This is a genomic window from Williamsia sp. R60 (assembly GCF_054063855.1).
On the sequence record NZ_JBSSGR010000004.1, the window covers coordinates 556,534 to 574,841 of the forward strand.

Annotated in this window: 16 protein-coding genes; 8 read left to right on the forward strand and 8 right to left on the reverse strand. The window is 64.7% G+C overall.

The window, feature by feature from the left end:
* Positions 1–19 precede the first annotated feature (19 nt).
* From ACVWY6_RS21530 to ACVWY6_RS21540, 3 genes are read left to right on the forward strand one after another with little or no spacing between them, the layout of a single operon-like run.
* Entirely contained in the window at positions 20–1,630 is a 1,611-nt protein-coding gene (locus tag ACVWY6_RS21530; protein WP_116915331.1) for an amidohydrolase, read from the forward strand.
* Positions 1,627–3,264, forward strand: coding sequence for an apolipoprotein N-acyltransferase (gene lnt, locus ACVWY6_RS21535; protein ID WP_457540799.1), 1,638 nt, complete (start codon positions 1,627–1,629; stop codon positions 3,262–3,264). Before ACVWY6_RS21530 ends, lnt begins: the two co-directional genes overlap by 4 nt.
* On the forward strand, positions 3,248–4,036 hold the full coding sequence (locus tag ACVWY6_RS21540; RefSeq protein ID WP_247208790.1) for a polyprenol monophosphomannose synthase: 789 nt from the start codon (positions 3,248–3,250) through the stop codon (positions 4,034–4,036). The genes lnt and ACVWY6_RS21540 overlap by 17 nt, the downstream gene beginning before the upstream one ends.
* Positions 4,037–4,089: 53 nt before the next feature.
* Here the strand turns inward: ACVWY6_RS21540 and ACVWY6_RS21545 are convergent, their stop codons facing one another.
* Positions 4,090–4,431, reverse strand: coding sequence for an RNA polymerase-binding protein RbpA (locus ACVWY6_RS21545; RefSeq protein WP_457540801.1), 342 nt, complete (start codon positions 4,429–4,431; stop codon positions 4,090–4,092).
* Between the two features lie 128 nt (positions 4,432–4,559).
* Between ACVWY6_RS21545 and ACVWY6_RS21550 the strand changes: the two genes are divergently transcribed.
* Positions 4,560–4,910 carry a hypothetical protein gene (locus ACVWY6_RS21550; RefSeq protein ID WP_457540803.1) on the forward strand — a complete coding sequence of 117 codons (351 nt, stop codon included), beginning with the start codon at positions 4,560–4,562 and terminating at the stop codon, positions 4,908–4,910.
* Positions 4,911–4,932: 22 nt separating this feature from the next.
* Here the strand turns inward: ACVWY6_RS21550 and ACVWY6_RS21555 are convergent, their stop codons facing one another.
* The 7 genes from ACVWY6_RS21555 to ACVWY6_RS21585 are packed head-to-tail and all read right to left on the reverse strand — an operon-like array spanning position 4,933 to position 13,740.
* The gene (locus ACVWY6_RS21555) at positions 4,933–6,567 is read right to left on the reverse strand and encodes a TerD family protein (RefSeq protein WP_457540805.1); all 1,635 of its coding nucleotides are present in this window, start codon (positions 6,565–6,567) and stop codon (positions 4,933–4,935) included.
* A gap of 20 nt (positions 6,568–6,587) precedes the next feature.
* The gene (locus ACVWY6_RS21560; protein WP_457540806.1) at positions 6,588–7,910 is read right to left on the reverse strand and encodes a TerD family protein; all 1,323 of its coding nucleotides are present in this window, start codon (positions 7,908–7,910) and stop codon (positions 6,588–6,590) included.
* Positions 7,907–8,869: an HAD family hydrolase gene (locus ACVWY6_RS21565; RefSeq protein ID WP_457540807.1), complete on the reverse strand. Its 963-nt coding sequence runs from the start codon at positions 8,867–8,869 to the stop codon at positions 7,907–7,909. The genes ACVWY6_RS21560 and ACVWY6_RS21565 overlap by 4 nt, the downstream gene beginning before the upstream one ends.
* Positions 8,866–9,996, reverse strand: a complete 1,131-nt coding sequence (locus ACVWY6_RS21570; RefSeq protein WP_457540809.1) for a cysteine protease StiP family protein — start codon at positions 9,994–9,996, stop codon at positions 8,866–8,868. Before ACVWY6_RS21570 ends, ACVWY6_RS21565 begins: the two co-directional genes overlap by 4 nt.
* Positions 9,993–11,291: a phosphoribosyltransferase family protein gene (locus ACVWY6_RS21575; RefSeq protein ID WP_457540811.1), complete on the reverse strand. Its 1,299-nt coding sequence runs from the start codon at positions 11,289–11,291 to the stop codon at positions 9,993–9,995. The genes ACVWY6_RS21570 and ACVWY6_RS21575 overlap by 4 nt, the downstream gene beginning before the upstream one ends.
* A complete protein-coding gene (locus ACVWY6_RS21580; protein WP_457540813.1) occupies positions 11,288–12,529 on the reverse strand; it encodes an HpcH/HpaI aldolase/citrate lyase family protein in 1,242 nt (413 codons plus the stop codon). Before ACVWY6_RS21580 ends, ACVWY6_RS21575 begins: the two co-directional genes overlap by 4 nt.
* The gene (locus ACVWY6_RS21585; protein WP_457540815.1) at positions 12,526–13,740 is read right to left on the reverse strand and encodes a hypothetical protein; all 1,215 of its coding nucleotides are present in this window, start codon (positions 13,738–13,740) and stop codon (positions 12,526–12,528) included. Before ACVWY6_RS21585 ends, ACVWY6_RS21580 begins: the two co-directional genes overlap by 4 nt.
* A 229-nt stretch (positions 13,741–13,969) precedes the next feature.
* Here ACVWY6_RS21585 and ACVWY6_RS21590 point away from each other — a divergent pair, with 229 nt between their 5' ends.
* From ACVWY6_RS21590 to ACVWY6_RS21605, 4 genes are all read left to right on the forward strand, one after another.
* Positions 13,970–14,545, forward strand: coding sequence for a TerD family protein (locus tag ACVWY6_RS21590; RefSeq protein WP_023959173.1), 576 nt, complete (start codon positions 13,970–13,972; stop codon positions 14,543–14,545).
* Positions 14,546–14,648: 103 nt separating this feature from the next.
* The gene (locus ACVWY6_RS21595; RefSeq protein WP_457540817.1) at positions 14,649–15,767 is read left to right on the forward strand and encodes a DUF475 domain-containing protein; all 1,119 of its coding nucleotides are present in this window, start codon (positions 14,649–14,651) and stop codon (positions 15,765–15,767) included.
* 148 nt (positions 15,768–15,915) lie between these two features.
* Positions 15,916–17,025: a ferredoxin reductase gene (locus ACVWY6_RS21600; protein ID WP_031332510.1), complete on the forward strand. Its 1,110-nt coding sequence runs from the start codon at positions 15,916–15,918 to the stop codon at positions 17,023–17,025.
* Positions 17,026–17,060: 35 nt separating this feature from the next.
* Positions 17,061–18,299 (forward strand): fatty acid desaturase family protein, encoded by a 1,239-nt coding sequence (locus tag ACVWY6_RS21605; protein ID WP_062798195.1) that lies wholly within the window; start codon positions 17,061–17,063, stop codon positions 18,297–18,299.
* The last annotated feature ends 9 nt before the right edge of the window (positions 18,300–18,308 follow it).

The following is an 18,308-nucleotide window of genomic DNA, read 5'->3' on the forward strand; positions in this document are numbered from 1 at the left end:
ACAGGCAGACTGGACGCTCGTGGAGAGTCAATTGCTGATCGGTGGCCATATCTACACCCCGAGTGCCCCCGACGCGACGGCCATGGCAGTTGCGAACGGCACCATCGTCTGGGTGGGTTCGGATCACGTCGGCCGTACCCTGCATCCCGACGCGCAGGTGATCGATCTCGACGGCGCACTGGTGGCGCCCGCCTTCGTCGACTCGCACGTGCACCTGACGTCGGCCGGTCTGGCTCTACGTGGCCTGGACCTCAGTGACGCCGTGAGCCGGGACGACTGTCTCGAACAGATCCGTCGATACGCTGCCGAACACACCGACACAGACCTGATCTGGGGCCTGGGTTGGGATGAATCAACGTGGCCGGATCTGACCTGCCCTTCGACTGCCGAAGTGGATGCCGTGGTCGGCAATCGACCGGTGTATCTGGCACGCATCGACGAACACTCGGCCGTGGTGTCCACTGCGCTGCGGGCTCGGGCCGACGGTCTGGTGGGAAGTCACGGCTACGACGAGCAGGGACCCCTGACCGCCGACGCCCACCACCGGGTCCGTGCCGCGGCACGGATGTTGTTGAGCGCCAATGGGCGACATCGCGCCCAGCGTGCTGCTCTCGACGATGCAGCCGCACACGGCATCGTGGCGGTCCACGAGAACGGCGGCCCGGACATCAGCGGCCGGGACGACTTCCTGTCACTTGCCCACCTCGACCACCCCGTCGAGATCCGTCGATACTGGGGCGAAGCCGTCACCGACTCCGAGCACGCCCGCGCTTTGCAGGCCGAGACGGCCGCACACGGCCTCGGTGGCGACCTCTTCATCGACGGGGCCATCGGGTCGCACACCGCGCTGCTCCGAGAGCCCTACAGCGACGCCGACACCCACGGCGTCTGCTACCTCGACGAAGACACCGTCACCACTCATCTGCGTGCCTGCACCGCTGCCGGTATCCAGTCGGGCTTCCACGTGATCGGCGATGGCGCGATGGACGTCGTGGTGAATGCGTTCCGCGAAGTGGCGGGGGAGTTCGGCGGTCCGGCGATGGCCCGATTGGGACACCGCATCGAGCACGCGGAGATGATCACCGGTGAGCAGGCCACCACTCTTGCTGCCTGCGGCGTCATCGCCAGTATGCAGCCGTTGTTCGACGCCCTCTGGGGTGGCCCGGGCCAGTTGTACGAGCAGCGGCTCGGTCCTGACCGTGGCCGCTCACTCAACAACTTCGCCCAGTTGGCCAAGGCCGGCGTCGGCCTCGCCTTCAGCTCGGATGCACCGGTGACCTCGATGCGTCCGTGGGAGGCAATCGCTGCGGCCGCGCATCACAACAACCCGGCCAGCGCCATCTCCGTTCGAGCAGCTTTCGCAGCGGTCACGCGGGGGGCGTGGCGGGCCGGTGGTCACCGCGACGGTGTGGCCGGAACCCTCGTTCCCGGCGCGCCCGCCGACTACGCCGTCTGGGATGTGGACAACCTGGTTGTTGCCGGATCGGCTGATCCGGCAGTGGCCCGCTGGTCCACCGACCCCCGGTCGCGCGTACCTGCACTACCCGACCTCAGTGCAGGCAGCCGGCTCCCGGAGTGCATTCGTACTGTGAGGGCAGGCGTGACGATCTACGACCGGGCGGGGCTGTGACGACGGCAATCGCGCCAGGGGAGTCCGAGGGCGGAACGATCGCCCGGCTCCGAGACGCGACGCAGCGGCCATGGGTGATTCGCACCGCGGTCAGTGCGCTCGGAGGCGTGCTCATGTGGGCCGCATTCCCGCCGCGCGATCTCTGGTTCCTGGGCATCCTGTCGCTGGCGTTGCTGGCAGCTGCGCTCAGAGGCGTTGTTCGATTCCGCGAGGGATTTTGGTACGGATTCGTCTTCGGCCTCGGGTTCTTTCTCCCGCTGCTGCCGTGGATCGGGGTGTATGTGGGGCCGCTCCCGTGGGTGGCGCTGGCAGTGGTGATGTCGCTGTACACCGGGTTGTTCGGCGTGATCGCCTGCCGTACCACCACCTGGCCTGCGGCACCGTTGTGGTTCGCGATCATGTGGGTCACCGTCGAGTGGGCACGTTCATCATTCCCATTCGGCGGGTTTCCCTGGGGTCGTACAGCTTTCGGCCAAGTCGGTGGGCCGATGCTGTCGCTCGCCTCGATCGGGGGCGCACCTCTGGTGTCGTTCTCGGTGGCCTTGACGGGGGCAGCGCTGACCGCAGTGATCGGGGCGGTGATCCGACGGCCGGTCAGATGGCAGACCGTGGTGCCGGCCCTGGTGCTCGCGCTCATCACACCGATTGTCGCGGCCGCCCTGTGGCCCTCTGTGGACGGCAGAAACAGTTCCGACGACGAGATCACCGTTGCCGCGATCCAGGGCAACGTCCCCCGGCTGGGCCTCGACTTCAACGATCAGCGTCGGGCGGTCCTGGACAACCACGTACGCGAGACCTTCCGTCTGGCTGCCGCGGTCGACGCCGGTGACGCCGCCCGTCCCGACATCGTGGTGTGGCCCGAGAATGCCTCGGACATCGACCCCACCGCGAATGAGGATGCAGCCGAAGAGATCACAGCCGCCTCAGCAGCTGTCGGCGCCCCGATCCTGGTGGGCACGCTCGTCCGGAACGCTGACGGACGTCCGACGAACACCGTGCTGGTGTGGGACGGACGGCGCGATTCCGGAGACCAGATACGTGGCCGGTATGACAAGCAGATCATCCAGCCATTCGGCGAATACCTGCCGTGGCGAAGCTTCTTCACCCTCTTCTCCTCGTATGCCGAGCAGGCAGGCAATTTCCGCGCGGGCACCGGCCCAGGTGTCGTCGCCGTCGAGACCACCGGTGGGCAGAGCGTGACCGTGGGGGTGTCGACGTGTTGGGAGATCGCGTTCGACCGTTCGGCACGTAAGGCCGTGCAATCGGGGGCCCAGTTCCTCTCGGTACCCACGAACAACGCCACCTTCGGACGCACGCAGATGACCTACCAGCAGTTGGCGATGTCACAGCTTCGGGCGGTCGAGCACGGGCGCGCCGTGGTGGTGGCAGCAACGAGCGGTGTGAGCGCGATCATCGCGCCCGACGGCCATACCAGCTCACGCAGCGGGTTCTTCGAACCCGCGACCCTGCAGGGCACGATTCCCTTGCACACAGGTGAGACCATCGCCACGAAAATCGGGCCGTGGCCCGAGCGATTGGCCGTACTCTTGGGCGTCTGCGCCTTTTTGTTCCTGCTGGCGCCAGGCATTAGGTTCAGGGGATGGTCAAAGGAGGAGCATGGTGACGGAGCCTGAGCACAACTCGCAGGCTGCGCGGCCGGTCGGGGCCGACGGGGCGGGCACCCTGGTGATCATCCCGACGTTCAACGAGATCGAGAATCTGCCGTTGATCGTCAAGCGTGTTCACGCAGCGCAGCCCGCGGTGCACATCCTGATCGTCGACGACAGCAGTCCCGACGGCACCGGCGAACTCGCCGACAAGCTGGCGGCAACCGACGGCGCTGACCGCATCCACGTGATGCACCGCACCGTGAAAGACGGTCTCGGCGCCGCATACATCGCCGGCTTCAAGTGGGGCCTGGCTCGCGACTACACCGTCTTGGTGGAGATGGATGCCGATGGCAGTCATGCTCCGGAGCAGTTGCATCGACTGCTCGACCGCCTCAACGAGGGTGCCGACCTGGTGATCGGGTCTCGGTACGTTCCGGGAGGAACGGTGGTCAATTGGCCGCGGCGGCGCGAGATCCTCTCGCGGGGTGGCAATGTCTACTCGAGGCTGGCGCTCGGGGTCAAGATCAAAGACATCACCGGAGGGTTCCGCGCGTATCGCCGCCATGTGCTGGAGACGCTCGACCTGTCGTCGATCGAATCGCACGGCTACTGCTTCCAGGTGGACCTCGGATGGCGGACGGTCCAGGCCGGGTTCGATGTGGCCGAAGTACCCATCACGTTCACCGAGCGCGAGCTGGGGGAGTCGAAGATGAGCGGAAGCATCGTCCGCGAGGCGGCCTTCAAGGTCCCCCGCTGGGGACTGGCCCACCGGATGGCCAAGCTCCGCCGGAAATGACAAAACGCCGCGGCACCGTGAGGTGCCGCGGCGATGTCGTGAACTGACCGGATCTAGCTGGCGCCCCGGCGACGAGCTTTGAGCAGGTCCAGGCGCTCGGCGAGCAACACCTCGAGCTCCTCTTCGCTTCGACGTTCGAGCAGCATGTCCCAGTGGGTACGCGGCGGCTTGACCCTCTTCTCTTCCGGCTCGGCACCTTCCAGAATGGTGCCTTCCATACCGTTCTTGCACGGCCACGTCGACGGGATCTCGGCGTCATCCGCGAACGGGACGTCGAAGATCTCACCATTGTCGGTGCGGTACTGGACGATGCGCCGGGGAGCAAGGTCATGATCGCGATCGGTCTCGTAGCTCACCGCTCCGAGACGGCTGCCGCGTAGGACTCGATCTGCCATAACTACTGTCCTCTCGTTGGATTACCTATCCATCTTACGCGCGTTGCGGGACCACGTGCGAAATACGTCCTCGAGTCGCCGCGGTCGCTCCGCGAGTTCGGGTCTACCGCCCGGTACCATCATCGTCTATGGATCATTCGTCCACCACGGCGAGACGAAGCCGGACCCGCAATTCCTGCTCATGGTGCGGCCGCGAGGTCATCGAGTCGGAGATGGGCCGTCGTCGTAAGTACTGCAAGCAGTCCTGCCGCCAACGCGCATACGAGCAACGCAGTCTGGTCGCCGGTTCTTCCATCCCGGCCGATGCAGTGGTTCTTAGCGCGGGCGAAGCCGATGAACTGATCGAACGGTTGTTCCGGTTGAGGTGCGCCGCCGAGGACATTGCTACGGCGGTTGCCGAGGGGGCCGACAGATCCGAACTCGCCGAGCTGGGCGTCGAGTTGGTGGCTCTGGCCAAAGAAGCCGAGCGGTGGCGCTGACGGGCCCGACGGCTGGGTTTCGCTACAGCTGTCGCCGTGCCCCGGGCTGCGGCGCCGGGTCGGCGAGGCGGGCGACGATCTGACGCGCTTGCGGCGATTGTGGCTCGATCTGTTCGGGCTTCACCGACCATTGCAGACCCACCCAGGGATCGTGCGCCGTGGCGTCCGCGGACATCGGGAACATCAGCGTGCGGTCGGCGATCATGCTGACCAGCGGGTCGGCGTCATGCTCATCGACCGCGCCTGACAGTACAAACGACCAGCCCAGCCGGCCGCCTCTGTCGATGATGCGCAACAATCGGGCCATCGTTGCCGCATCCCATCCGAACGGCAGGTCCGCGATGACAACAACCCTGTTGTAGACGTCGGCGACGTCCCCGGCTTCCAACGCCATCTGCGCCAGTTCCAGAGACGATTCCAGCGCGCCCAGACGATCGACCATCACGTCCGCGGATGTCACTGCCGCGGAGCCGAGCAGCGGAGTGAGTAGATCCGACAGCGGGGCAAGCGAACCGGTGAGGTCGAACACATCCACCGCCACGGACCTTGCCGCGGTGGTCGAGGAGCTCGGAACGGCCCGCGCAGCGACGACCAGTCGCAACACCAAGGACGTGACTGCGGACAGAGCCGGCAGGTCGCCGTCCAGCACCCAGATCGGGCGCGCGATGGGTGTCGGCACGCAGAAGGGCAGTCGTAGCTCACCACGTTCGGGAGCTGCGAACTCGCCGATGCGCACACCGCTCGCAGGCGGCCCGTTCAATCGTGTCCAGGCCGGCGATGTCCACGACGCCATTGCAGGCGGCAATTGGGGATCGAGGGCTGCCAATTCTGCGATCAGGATCTGTGAATCGGCATCGAATCGCTGTCGTGCAGCGGCGATCAGCTCGTCGCAGCGACGTTGCGCCCGTTCGCGCTGGTGCGAGGCTGCGGGCGAATTACGTTGTGCCGGATCGGAGATCGCGTCGCTCAGCTCGTGGTCGAGACGATCCATCGCAAATGCCTCGGCCTGTACGTATCCCGCTGCCGACCGGGCCGCATCTTCGAAGACCACCTGCGCGCGGGCAATGGCTGCGGTGTAGTCCGATCCCAAGACCACGGATGCTGGATCCAGTTCGCCACGTGAATCGGGTTGTGCGGCAGCAGCACCGGGAATCTGTACTGGCGCAATCGATTCCGCTTCCGGCGGGTCGTCGACGTCCACGCCATGACTCCTGAGCAACTGGGCGAGCCCACCACTGTAACCCTGACCCAGAGCACGAACCCGCCAGCGCCCGGCGCGTTGGTAGAGCTCGAAACAGAGCAACGCCGTCTCGCCGTGCGCCGGCCGGACATCGAAGCCGAACAGGACCTCGCCGTGCGGTAGCTCGGTCAGTTCCGCATGCACCCCCGAGCCCGGGTCCGGCTCCGCGCTGGCGGCGCACAGTACGGTTGCGCCGCTCCGGATGCCGTCCAGGTCGACTGTGAGCTGCGGGCCGTCCAGCCGGACCCCGCCTGTCGCCGGCTGGTTGTAGAACACCACATCACCGGAATCGAGGACTCGGAGGTCGGAATCCACGACAAGGCCCACCAGGTCGACGTCCGCACCGGTGGCCGCCACCCGAAAGCTGATGTGCGACAACTCGATGGGCGCATTTTGGCCGGCGACCAGCTTCTTCATCTCGCCTCGATCCTCGCGGGCTATTTCATGTAGTCGTTGGAGAGGAATCGCTGCAGCTGCGGAAGCGCTTCACCGGCATGACGGGCGGTGATGCCCTCGCCGATCGCCTGCAGCTTCCACGTGCCACCCTCGCGGAACACCTTGGCCATCACCACACCGGTATAAGGCATCCCACCGGCCAGCGTGTACCTGGCCAATTCGGCCTTGTTGGTCTGGTCGACCAGACGACAGAAAGCGTTCTGCACCTGCTCGAAGGTCTGCCCCTGGTACGAGGTGACGATGAAGATAAGGGCATTCACGTGGATCGGAACCCGCGTGAGATCCACCGTGATCACCTCGTCGTCGCCTTCGCCCTCGCCTGTGAGGTTGTCACCGAGATGGCGGATCGAGCCGTCCTTGGATGTGAGCTGACCGTAGTAGGCGACGTCGGCCACCTGTGTATCGGCGAACATGACCACCGACGCGTCCAGATCGATGTCGGCGCTGCGATTGCCGAACATCTTCTTGACGGTGACCGGGTCCCAGCCCAGCCCCATCTGGATGTTCGTCAGTGCCACGCCGCCATCTTTGTTCAGCGACACCCGCTGGCCCTTGGCGAGACTGACCGGGCGGTCTTTGCTTAGACTCACCTCTGGCCTGCCGGCGGGCGCTGCCGGCGCTGCGGGTGCGGCATACCCAGGTTGCTGGTTGTATGCAGGCTGCTGCTGGGGGGCGGCCTGCTGGGGCGGTGGGAAGTTCTGTTGCGGCGGGCTCTGCGGGGCCGGGGTCGGTTGGCGGGTATAGCTCGGGGGTGCGGTGTTCTGAACCGGCTGAGAAGGCGGGGGAGGAGGCGGCGCTGCGGCGGGCGACGGGGCATCGTCGACCGACACACCGTGATCGGTCACGAGTGCGGCGAATCCTCCCGCGTATCCCTGTCCGACCGCGCGAACCTTCCAGTCGCCGCCGCGGCGGTACACCTCGAGCGCGATGACGATGGACTCACTCGACAAGCCGTCGATGCGGTATTCGTACAGCGACTGTCCACCCGCGGAAACCCGCGCGACCGGCGGCGCGACAGCGCCGAATGTGCCGTTCTCCAGCGTGATCACCGCCCGGACCTGGCTGATGTCGGCGGGCACCGCAGCGAGCGAGATCGACAACGTGCCGACCCCAGCCCCCGGCTGCAAGGTGACACCCGGTCCTGCCGGCTGGTTGAAGAACACGAAGTCGGCGTCTGTCCGGACTTTGCCGCTGTCGGTGACGAGCAGAGCGGACAGGTCGCCGGCGGTGGCAAGGTCGACCGTGATCTCCACCGCCGGTGCGGACAGCGGACCGTTTTGTCCTTTGACCAGAGTTGTTGTCATCGCCTGAGCCCTTCGTTGGGTGTGGATTGTTTCGCGATACCGGGGGCCGGGAGCGCGCTCGCGCGGATGTCCGATTCGCCAATGCCCCCCATTGTGCCTGTCTGCTCCAGCATCCAGACCAACATCTCTTCCGACGCGGCCAGACCGCGCCCTGCGGTGACGGCGACATTGGGATGAACCCAGCCGAGTTCTTCCAGTTCGCCGTGACGGGGGCGGATCGCCGCATCCGCTGCGACGAGCATCGGTTGATCGAGCACCCCGTCGCCCGCGGCGAACGTCACGTCAGGGGGCGAGTCGAGTCTCGTCCGAACCTCGTCGATGGCCAGTTGCTTGGTCACGGGGTCGGGCATCACGTACACCTTGCGGCCCTGGCGGGACACATTCCAGCCCAGTTCTGCAGCCCAGCTCGCCCATGCCGGAACAACGTGCGGCGGAAGGAGATCGAGCTCCACCACCACATAACAGAAGAGTCCGTCGGCGATCCGCATGGTCCGCAGCCATGGTGCGTCGGCCGCATCCTGCGCGAGGCGGGCGTACACCTCGTCCACACCCACTGCGAGTCGGCCCAGCAGAGAGGCAACCCGCCTGCTCCATTCCGGGTCGGGGTGGCCTTCGACGAGGATGTTGCCGCCGTTACTGGTGATGGCGAAGCGGGGAACGCCGATCGGTAATCGGATGCGCCGATACTGCTCGATCGTGCGGGTGGTGGTCGGCACCACGTCCGAGGCGGCATGCAGGTCGCCGAGGAGGGTCATCGACATCGTCGACATGAACGACTGCGGGCGGCCCTGGTACATCTCCACACACTGCGCGGCAGACAGCACCGCATCGGCATCTTCCCCCGGGCCGGCACCCTCGGCGATCGCATGGGCCGAGTAGATCAGGGTGCGGTCGAGATCCAGCGTCACCAGAGCACGTCGAGACGCGGTGGTCGATGGCGTGGTGCTTGTGGATGTCACCGGAGTTCTTTCACCAATCCCATGCAGCTGTACGCGAGGTCAGGCACCACTTCGACGGGTACGTCGCGTGCGTCGGCGAGAACTCGGATGTGTTCGTGTTCGGGGTCGTCCGGGGTCCGGACGAGAACACGCCACGGTACCCGGCGGAGAAGGACTCTCGTTGTCTCACCCACCCCTGGTTTGACGAAATTGACCGACGATATCCCGTAGTGCGCGCGTACGGCCTCCACCGATTGCCAGCCCGACCAGGTCGGGGTTCGATCAGATGCCTCGATCGCCGCCCGGCGGGTCGCCGCTTCGTCAGCGGCGGCATCGAACTCGCGGGCAACCGCGTCGAGCAGCACCTCTGAGACGTCCTGATCGGCGAGTTCGGCATAGAACTTCGCCCCGTGGAAGTCGGCGGGACCGATGAGCTGTTCGTTCAGAACGGTGCGCGAAACCAACCCGGAGACCGTGGAATTGAGGCACGCCGAGGCGATGAGGAAGTCGTCTCGCGTTCCGAAGGTGCGCACGCAGGAGCCGGGGTCGGCGAGTACGGCGAGCTCGGGGTCGAACACAGGGCCACCATCGGCGGCCAACTGCGCCAGCGCTTCATCGAGTTCGCGTGCGATCGCCCCTTTCCCTGTCCATCCGTCGACGAACACCACGGACGCAGGGTCATGGTGGGTTGCCAGATATCTCATGGCGTTCGCGTCGATCCCCCGGTCGCGCACGATGGAGACCGCATAGTGGGGGAGCTGCAGACCATGGCGTTGCGCCCAGCGCCGCATGAGTATTCCCACCGGGGTTCCGGCTCTGGCCAACGACACCAGCACGATGTCAGAGCCTCGTTCGGCCAGCACAAGATCGGTCACCGCACCGACCGCTACCGCCAATCGTCGCGCACTGTCGGCCAGGACTCGATGGAACAACTCCTGGTATGCCGCGTCCGGCTGGAACTCCACCGGCAGAGACTCCGCGTAGTGAGCCACGCCCGCTTGAATCCTCTTCTCGCGGAGAGCGACGTCGCCCTCGAGCGGAACGTGCGAGAGGTCTTTGAGCAGCCACCGAACCTCGTCGGCGGCGTAACTGCCGAAATCGGGCCCGACGAGGGGCTCTTGGTACGTCACCGCGCTCTGATCTGTCATCCGTTTGTCCTCGCCGCACGCAGCAACCGGTAGTCGGTCGCGGGGACGACGACGAGGAGCAGGTCGTCGCCGCGTGCGCTCACCACATCCACCAGACCACCGGGCCCGCTCAATGCCGTTGTGTCCGCTGGAGAATCGACGATCATCACGACTCGGGCGCCGTCGTGGTCGTGAGTTGCGTTGTACAGGTACCTGTCTCGAGCGTCATCGGGCTCCGGAGCTTGGAAGTGGTACCCCCGACGCAGGGGGTAGGTGGGGTCGTCGATGACATGGGCCGGTGAACGGGTTGTGGTCTGACTCAAGACCGGGGCTTCGCTCCACACGGACAACTCGGCCGCGATCCGCTGGGGGAGGTACATCAGCTCCTCATGCCCGATGACCACTGTCGGCCGGGTGGCGTCGAGGCGGCCGACAACTCGCTCCGTCACCTCCGTGACCGCGTGATCGAAGTGCAGCCAGTCGGACCTCGAGAACCCGTACCGTCCGCCGTCGGGAATGTGAGTTGGCCATGCCACGTCCAGTCGCTCGACGTGGCCCCTCTCGCGCGCAGCGGCCGGTGAAGGTGCCGGGAGTTGCAACACCCGATCGGTCAGGTCGGGCGGGATCTGCGTCGCCCCTTGCGCAAGGCTGACGAAGTGGACGGATGTCCCGAGCGCGTCGGCGCGCTGCTCACATCGCACGATGTCGTCATTCGTTCGCATGTCGACCAGCGATGCGACGACATACAACGACCGCGGATGAATTTCTTGCATCGAACGGATCGCATCCAAAGCAGTTGCACCGGTGGAGATCTCGTCGTCGACGAGCACAACAGGCAGATCGGTGCTGAGAACCGCAGGATCGGTGGGGACGATGAGATGGTCGGTCGCGTGCGAGTGTCCTTCCTCGAAACGCGCGGCCACCGGCACATCGGCAGCGTTACGTCGCGTCGATTGCAGGTACATCGTCGCGTCGATCCGCCGAGCGACTGCGTGACCGAGCCCGGTGGCCGTCTCCGCGAATCCGAAGACGAGCCCGTCGCGCTGCCCTCGATCCGCGAGTGCCCGTACGGCCAGATCGCCGAGATCGTCTGCCGCGGCGAAGATGGTCGACGGGGCGACCGGTATGTGCTTGCCGAGGACAGTGGACACCCAGAGGTGTGCCCGCCGGGGATTGCGCCGGAGGCCAGGCCGGATCAGATCCTCGACCCGCCACGATCGGTACCCGGACCCGTGGGTGGCGGCCAGGCCGAATCTGGTTGTGGCGTAGGGGGTTGCGACCGTTGTCGAGTTGTGGCCGATTGTCGGGACGTTCATCGGTCGACCACCGAGGTGAGCAGATCCACGACACCGACCTCCGGTTGCAGTACCCCGAAGATCTGGGCTCTGATCAGGGTCTTGACCGCCCAGTTCCGATGGGGCCGCCGCTCGTTCATCTTGTTCCGATACGCCGACGGCTCGACCCCGCCCGCGTCATCGACGCCGAGTACCGCCACCGCATCGACGTACTCTTCGTGCGGCACCGCACTCATCGAGTGGACGACGTTCACATGCGATGGATGGATCACCGTCTTTCCCTGCAATCCGTTGGCCCGATCCAACACCAGCTCACGCAGCAGCCCGTCGAGGTCTCGGCTGACGAGGTGCGTGCGGAATCGGACTGCGTCGATCTGCTCGAAAGGCGTGTGGCGCAACAGTGGCCGGAACATCCTGTCGTGAGTGTTGTAGTACTCCCAGACCGGCCCGGTGATGGTGAACCCGGTGCCATCGGCTCGCCCGAGCACGTTCACGATCGAGCCGATGACCTCGGCGACCGGATGAACGTCATAGATGGTCAGGTCCGGGTCACGCCGGATCCCGAGCGCACCACACATGTCGGTGCCACCGATCCTCACCGCGAGTACCTTGTCACGGTGCTGGGCCAGTACCTGACGGATCGTCTCCAGTGCGTATGCACGCGACTCGAGATGCAGGACCGAGGTCGACTCGATGATCGGCATCGCGTACAGCACACGTCCGATCCGTGTGCTCGCGGCGCCGATCCGGTCCAGGTGGTCACCACCATCGGTTGCGGTGAACTTGGGCAGCACAAAACCGGAGAGCACACCGACGCCTGCAGAGAGTCTGCCGACGAGTTCATCGATCTGCTCGGCGCGGCGCACCCGGACGAACAGCATCGGTACCCGTTCGTCGCGAAGGGCCAGGTCGTCCAACACCGTTGCGAGATTGCTCATCGCGAGTTCCACGTCGTGGTCGGCGATCGCGTCCTCGAGATCGATCACCATGGACGTGGATCCACTTCGTGCCTGGCGGAGGATCAGCTCGGCCAGACGCTCCCGATTCGCCGGGATGTACAGGGTTGCACCGAGGGCCACGCTGAGGAGTTCGGGGGTCGCATCCACATCGATTCGCTCGGGTAACCGATGAAACAGGCGTTCTCGCTCATTCGGGTCGAGATCGGCGAAATGCTCGATCTGTTTGATTGGCCCATCGTGGGCCTGCGCCCCGTCACCAGGGCTGCCGTCTGTCCCGTCGGTGAGTGTTCTCTCGGTCATGAACGCCGCGCCTCGTCCTTCATCTTGTTCACGACTCCGGTCACGAAGTCGGAGATGGCCCGCAGGTCCACCAGATAGCCCCAGTAGTCGGGGTGCCGCCCGGTCAGTGTGGCAACGGCCCGGTCCACGCGCAAGACCTGGGCGTCGAGGACCGAGCCCCACTGTTCGACCAGTCCGAGATTCACCGCCAGGAGTTGGGCGTCTCGGATCTGGAAGCGAACCCTACCGGCCGCAGCCGGCGGATCCTTCTGGACCACACGAAGTTCATTCAATCGATCGGTGACGCCGTCCACCAGTTGCTCGGCGTTTGTCAGAGCCGAGCGGGCGCGGGTGATCGCCGCCAATGCAGCTTCCGGATCGGACTTGATTTCCTCTGCGGCGGTGTCGATTTCAGCTGCTGCCGCGTCGATGTCCCGAGCGCTGCGCTGGTCGTGGCCGATCAGGTCCTTCGAACATGCCGCGCTGAACTCCCGCAGCAGTGCCGAGTACGCCTCGGGCATGCGTGCGCTGCGGTTTCGTACCGCAGACAACCTCGTCCGGACCGAGGCGAGCGCAGCGGTGGCCTCGCCGACCCTCGTCGGAGCACGGTCGACCGCTTGACCCAACTTCTCGGTGGCGGCGATCAGAGCCGCAGCCCTGTTCCTCAAGCCGGCCCGGTCGCCGCCGCCTCCCGACACCTCGAGTTGAGCCGCCTCCAGCTGCAATCGGGCCTGATCGTGTTGTTCGCGAGCTGTTTTGACCGACGAATACGCGAGTTGGTCAGCGGGGAGCGTGCTCAGCCGGGCGACCAATTGATCCGACTGTGTTCGGGCCCTGGCAGCTTCATCGGGGACCGCTGCATAGGAGATCCGGGCGTGTTCGATCTGGGTGGAGTTACGTTCGTAGAACCGGTCGAGAAGCTGGATCGCTTCGACGATCCGGGCCATCGTGCGCTGCACATCGCCGAGTGTGGTGGTGGCCGCATCCTGGCCGCTGACTGTCAGATAGTCGTTGATGGTCTCGTAACAGGACTCGCGAACCGAAGCGAACGCCCGGACCAGTTCGGCCGACATGCCGAGTGCCGCCGCGGCTTCGACCCCGTCGGTGATGATGGACAAGCGCTGATCGAGCTGGAGAAACGCACTGACCATGTCGCTGCGCGCACGGTCGATGGCGTCAGTGGGCCTGCCACCGACGCTTCGGTCCTCTCGTCGAAACCAGCCCCGGGCCACAGCCGCATCCTACTGGGACCGGGGCCCGGTACCCGGTGAGCCGAACGCGATCCCAGGACAGTTGTGCTCACCGGCGTGTCATTCGAACGGCTCCCGTGAATGGTCCTCACACTCCCGCCGATGTCCACTTTCACGTACGGTTACTCACAAGGAGCGGCTCCGGAGGGACCCGCTCATCGTGGTCTGCTTCTACGAAGTTTTGGAACAACCTCACGAAAGGGTTACTGACATGGGCGTCAGCTTGAGCAAGGGTGGAAACGTCTCGTTGACCAAGGAGGCTCCGAACCTGACCGCAGTCGCGGTCGGACTCGGCTGGGACATCCGTTCCACCACCGGCACGGACTTCGACCTCGATGCCAGCGCCATCGGCGCCGGTGGCGACAAGAAGGTCGTCTCGGACCAGCACTTCGTGTTCTTCAACAACCTGCGCTCGCCCGACGGTGCGATCGAGCACACCGGAGACAACACCACCGGTGAGGGTGAGGGTGACGACGAGGTCATCAACGTCGATCTGGCTGCGATGCCCCCGAACATCGAGTCCGTGATCTTCCCCGTCTCCATCTACGATGCCGACGCCCGCTCGCAGTCGTTCGGTCAGGTGCGCAACGCCTACATCCGCGTTGTCGACCGTGCCAACGGAAACGAACTCGCCCGCTACGACCTCTCCGAGGACGCGTCCACCGAGACGGCCATGGTCTTCGGCGAGCTGTACCGCAACGGGGCCGAGTGGAAGTTCCGGGCAATCGGCCAGGGGTACGCCTCCGGTCTGGCCGGAATCGCACGCGACTACGGTGTCAACGTCTAGTTCGACTGGCCAGAACGACGCCAGAATCTGCACGCCAGCGCTATCGCGGAACCCCACGGGTCCGCGATAGCGCTGTTCATACGTAACAAAAGAAGGAGTCCGCGTGGTCATCCGCGTATTCGGGATCTCGATCGTGGTCACGCTCGTCTCGCTTGTCGTGGCGTTCCTGTACGGCGGCTGGACGGCGCTCGCACTGTGCGCGATCCTCGGCATCCTCGAGGTCTCGTTGTCCTTCGACAACGCGGTCATCAATGCCACAGTGCTGGAACGGATGAGCGAGTTCTGGCAGAAGATCTTCCTGACCATCGGCATCCTCATCGCCGTCTTCGGCATGCGCCTGGCATTCCCCCTCGTGATCGTCTGGGTCACCGCCGGGCTCAACCCCATCGATGCATTCGATCTGGCGATGAACGTTCCCGAGGAGGGTTCGGGACAGCAGTCCTACGAAGAGATACTCACCGCCGCGCATCCTCAGATCGCAGCATTCGGCGGCATGTTCCTTTTCATGCTCTTCCTCAACTTCATCCTCGCTGACCGCGAGATCACGTGGCTGTCCTGGCTCGAGAAGCCGCTGGCCACACTCGGCAAGCTCGACCAACTGGCAGTTGTCATCGCCGGAGGCACCCTGGTCCTCGTTGCCGAGTTCCTTGCCGACGACGAGCACCGGTCCACGATCATGGTTGCCGGCGTGCTCGGCATGATCACCTACATCGCGGTCGACGGACTGGGATCGCTGTTCCACACCGAACAGTTCGATGAGGAACATCAAGCGGCAGCAGACGGTGGCCCGTCGCAGCTGGTGAAGGCGACCGGCAAGGCCGGCTTCTTCCTGTTCCTGTACCTCGAGGTCCTCGACGCCTCGTTCTCGTTCGACGGTGTGATCGGTGCGTTCGCCATCACGGCGGATCCGATCATCATTGCCCTGGGCCTCGGTTTCATCGGCGCGATGTTCGTCCGTTCCATCACGGTCTACCTGGTGCGAGCGGGAACACTCTCCGAATACCGTTACCTCGAACACGGCGCTCACTGGGCAATCGGCGCACTGGCGGTCATCCTGTTCGTCAGCATCGAGTACCACATCAATGAGGTCATCACCGGTCTCGTCGGTGTCGCATTCATCGGTGCCGCCGCCATCTCCAGCATTCTCGCCAACAGGCGTGAAGGCGGCAACGGAGGAGCGTCCACAGACGCAGCCGAAAAGAACGCAGTCACCACCACGTAGTCCCGTACACGGCCGTTTCGGATATCTACCGGTATCCGAAACGGCCGTTTGCACGGTGTACATGTGTACACTCGAATCACATTGCACCGTCGCGGCCAATCTCGCTCTCAGCCTCCGCCGCGACACCGTGCCTGCGAACGGAGTGCATGTGGATCTGCTGAAGTGGAGTAAGCGACCGGCGGCCGAGGTCGATGCAACCAAGCCCCAGGTGAACGTTTTGCGGGGGTTGGTGGCGCGCGCCACCACACCGCTGTTGCCCGACGACTACCTGCATCTGCTCAATCCGTTGTGGTCGGCTCGGGAACTGCGTGGTCGAATCGTGGCCGTTCGCAAGGAAACCGACGACACAGCCACCGTCGACATAGAGACCGGCTGGGGTTTCAGTCACCGATACAGCCCCGGGCAGTACGTCGGCATCGGATTGCAGGTCGAGGGCCGTTGGCATTGGCGTTCCTACTCTCTGACCTCGATCGCCGGTGACGCCAAGGTGATCTCGGTGACCATCAAGGCCAATCCTGATGGCTTCCTTTCCAGCCATCTGGTCGATGGAGTCTCGCCTGGCACCGTGATTCGCCTGGCAGCACCCAAAGGTGACTTCTCGCTACCCAATCCGCCGCCGCAGAAGATCCTGTTCGTCACCGCCGGCTCCGGCGTCACACCCGTGATGGCGATGTTGCGGGCGCTACAGCACAGAGGGGACATGCCGGACGTCGTCCACGTTCACTCGGCACCGGACCGCGAGAGTGTCATCTTCCACGACGAACTCGTTGCGCTGCAGGAGAATTCGCCGACCTACAAACTGACGATGCAGTTCACCAGGGAGAACGGCAAGGTTGACCTCGCCGACCTCACTCCGCTGGTTCCCGACTGGCGTGACCGCGAGGTCTGGGCCTGCGGTCCCGTTGCAATGCTCGACGTTGCCGAACAGGTCTGGGAGGAAGCCGGCCGCTCAGACCATCTCCACATCGAGCGTTTTGCGATCGCCCGCACCGACAAGGGCGGCGAGGGCGGTACGGTCACCTTCGCCAAATCCGGGAAGACCGCCGAAATCGACGGCGCGACAACTCTTCTCGAAGCCGGAGAAGGCCTGGACATCCAGATGCCGTTTGGCTGCCGAATGGGCATCTGCCAGTCGTGCGTGGTCCCGCTCAGCGGCGGTTACGTACGGGATCTGCGCTCAGGAGATGAGCGTCGAGAAGGAGACCGGATCCAGACGTGCATCAGCACGGTCTCCGGTGAATGCACGCTCGACCTCTGACCTGCACATCCAGACCAACAGGAGGTATCCCACCAGTGGCGATCACCGATATCGACCGATATGCACACCTGACAGAAGCCGACGTCGACGCGCTCGGCGCGGAGTTGGACGCCATCCGGCGAGACATCGAGGAGTCGCGCGGGGAGGCCGACGCTCGGTACATCCGTCGCGCGATCGCCATCCAGCGAGGACTGGCCGTCGGTGGGCGGGCAATGCTCTTCGCGAGCAACAAGAAGCCGGCGTGGGCCGCGGGCACCGTGATGCTCGGTTTGGCGAAGATCATCGAGAACATGGAACTCGGGCACAACGTGATGCACGGGCAGTGGGACTGGATGAACGACCCGGAAATCCACTCGTCATCGTGGGAATGGGACACCACCTGCCCGAGCAGTCAGTGGAAGCACTCACACAACTTCATCCATCACAAGTACACGAACATCGTGGGGATGGATGACGACGTGGGCTACGGGATCCTGCGGGTCACCCGTGACCAACCGTGGGAGTGGTGGAACATCGGAAACCCGGTGTACAACCTCGTTCTCGGCACATTCTTCGAATACGGTGTCGCGCTACACCATGTCGAGACCGAGAAGGTTCGCAAACGCGAGAAGAGCCTGCGCGAGGTGGGTCGTGACCTCCGGGTGATCGGACGCAAGGTCGGGAAACAAGCGGCCAAGGACTATCTGATCTTCCCGGCGTTGAGCGGACCGAACTGGAAACACACGATCGCGGCCAACGTCACCGCCAACTTCATCCGCAACTACTGGACCTATGCGGTCATCTTCTGTGGTCACTTCCCTGACGGGGCCGAGAAGTTCACCGTGCAGGAGTACGAAAACGAGGACCAGGCGCGGTGGTACCTGCGTCAGATGCTCGGGTCCGCCAACTTCAGGGCGGGAACATTGATGCGATTCATGAGTGGCAATCTCAGTCACCAGATCGAGCACCACCTGTTCCCCGACCTCCCCAGCAATCGGTACGAAGAGATCGGCGTCCGGGTCCGCGAGCTCTGCGACAAATACGACCTGCCGTACACCACCGGGACCTTGTGGCACCAGTACATGCTGACCTTCCGGACCATCGCGAAACTTGCGCTGCCCAATGCTCTGCTGTCTGCCAGCGCGGACGACGCACCGGAAACGGCCTCGGAACTTCGCTTCAACATCCGCGAAGGCATGCAGTCCGGGTTCGCCTCCGATGCCCAGACGGGCTCACGGCGCGGTCTGAGAACCGCTCTGCGTGAATTGCGTGAGTCAAAGGTGAAGGTGGCCTAGGACACCGGT

Bases quoted from the DNA above. Each gene is read 5' to 3' on its own strand.
- ACVWY6_RS21540 (WP_247208790.1), top strand. From the start codon at position 3,248: ATGGTGACGGAGCCTGAGCACAACTCGCAGGCTGCGCGGCCGGTCGGG.
- ACVWY6_RS21545 (WP_457540801.1), bottom strand. From the start codon at position 4,431: ATGGCAGATCGAGTCCTACGCGGCAGCCGTCTCGGAGCGGTGAGCTAC.
- ACVWY6_RS21550 (WP_457540803.1), top strand. From the start codon at position 4,560: ATGGATCATTCGTCCACCACGGCGAGACGAAGCCGGACCCGCAATTCC.
- ACVWY6_RS21555 (WP_457540805.1), bottom strand. From the start codon at position 6,567: ATGAAGAAGCTGGTCGCCGGCCAAAATGCGCCCATCGAGTTGTCGCAC.
- ACVWY6_RS21560 (WP_457540806.1), bottom strand. From the start codon at position 7,910: ATGACAACAACTCTGGTCAAAGGACAAAACGGTCCGCTGTCCGCACCG.
- ACVWY6_RS21570 (WP_457540809.1), bottom strand. From the start codon at position 9,996: ATGACAGATCAGAGCGCGGTGACGTACCAAGAGCCCCTCGTCGGGCCC.
- ACVWY6_RS21575 (WP_457540811.1), bottom strand. From the start codon at position 11,291: ATGAACGTCCCGACAATCGGCCACAACTCGACAACGGTCGCAACCCCC.
- ACVWY6_RS21580 (WP_457540813.1), bottom strand. From the start codon at position 12,529: ATGACCGAGAGAACACTCACCGACGGGACAGACGGCAGCCCTGGTGAC.
- ACVWY6_RS21590 (WP_023959173.1), top strand. From the start codon at position 13,970: ATGGGCGTCAGCTTGAGCAAGGGTGGAAACGTCTCGTTGACCAAGGAG.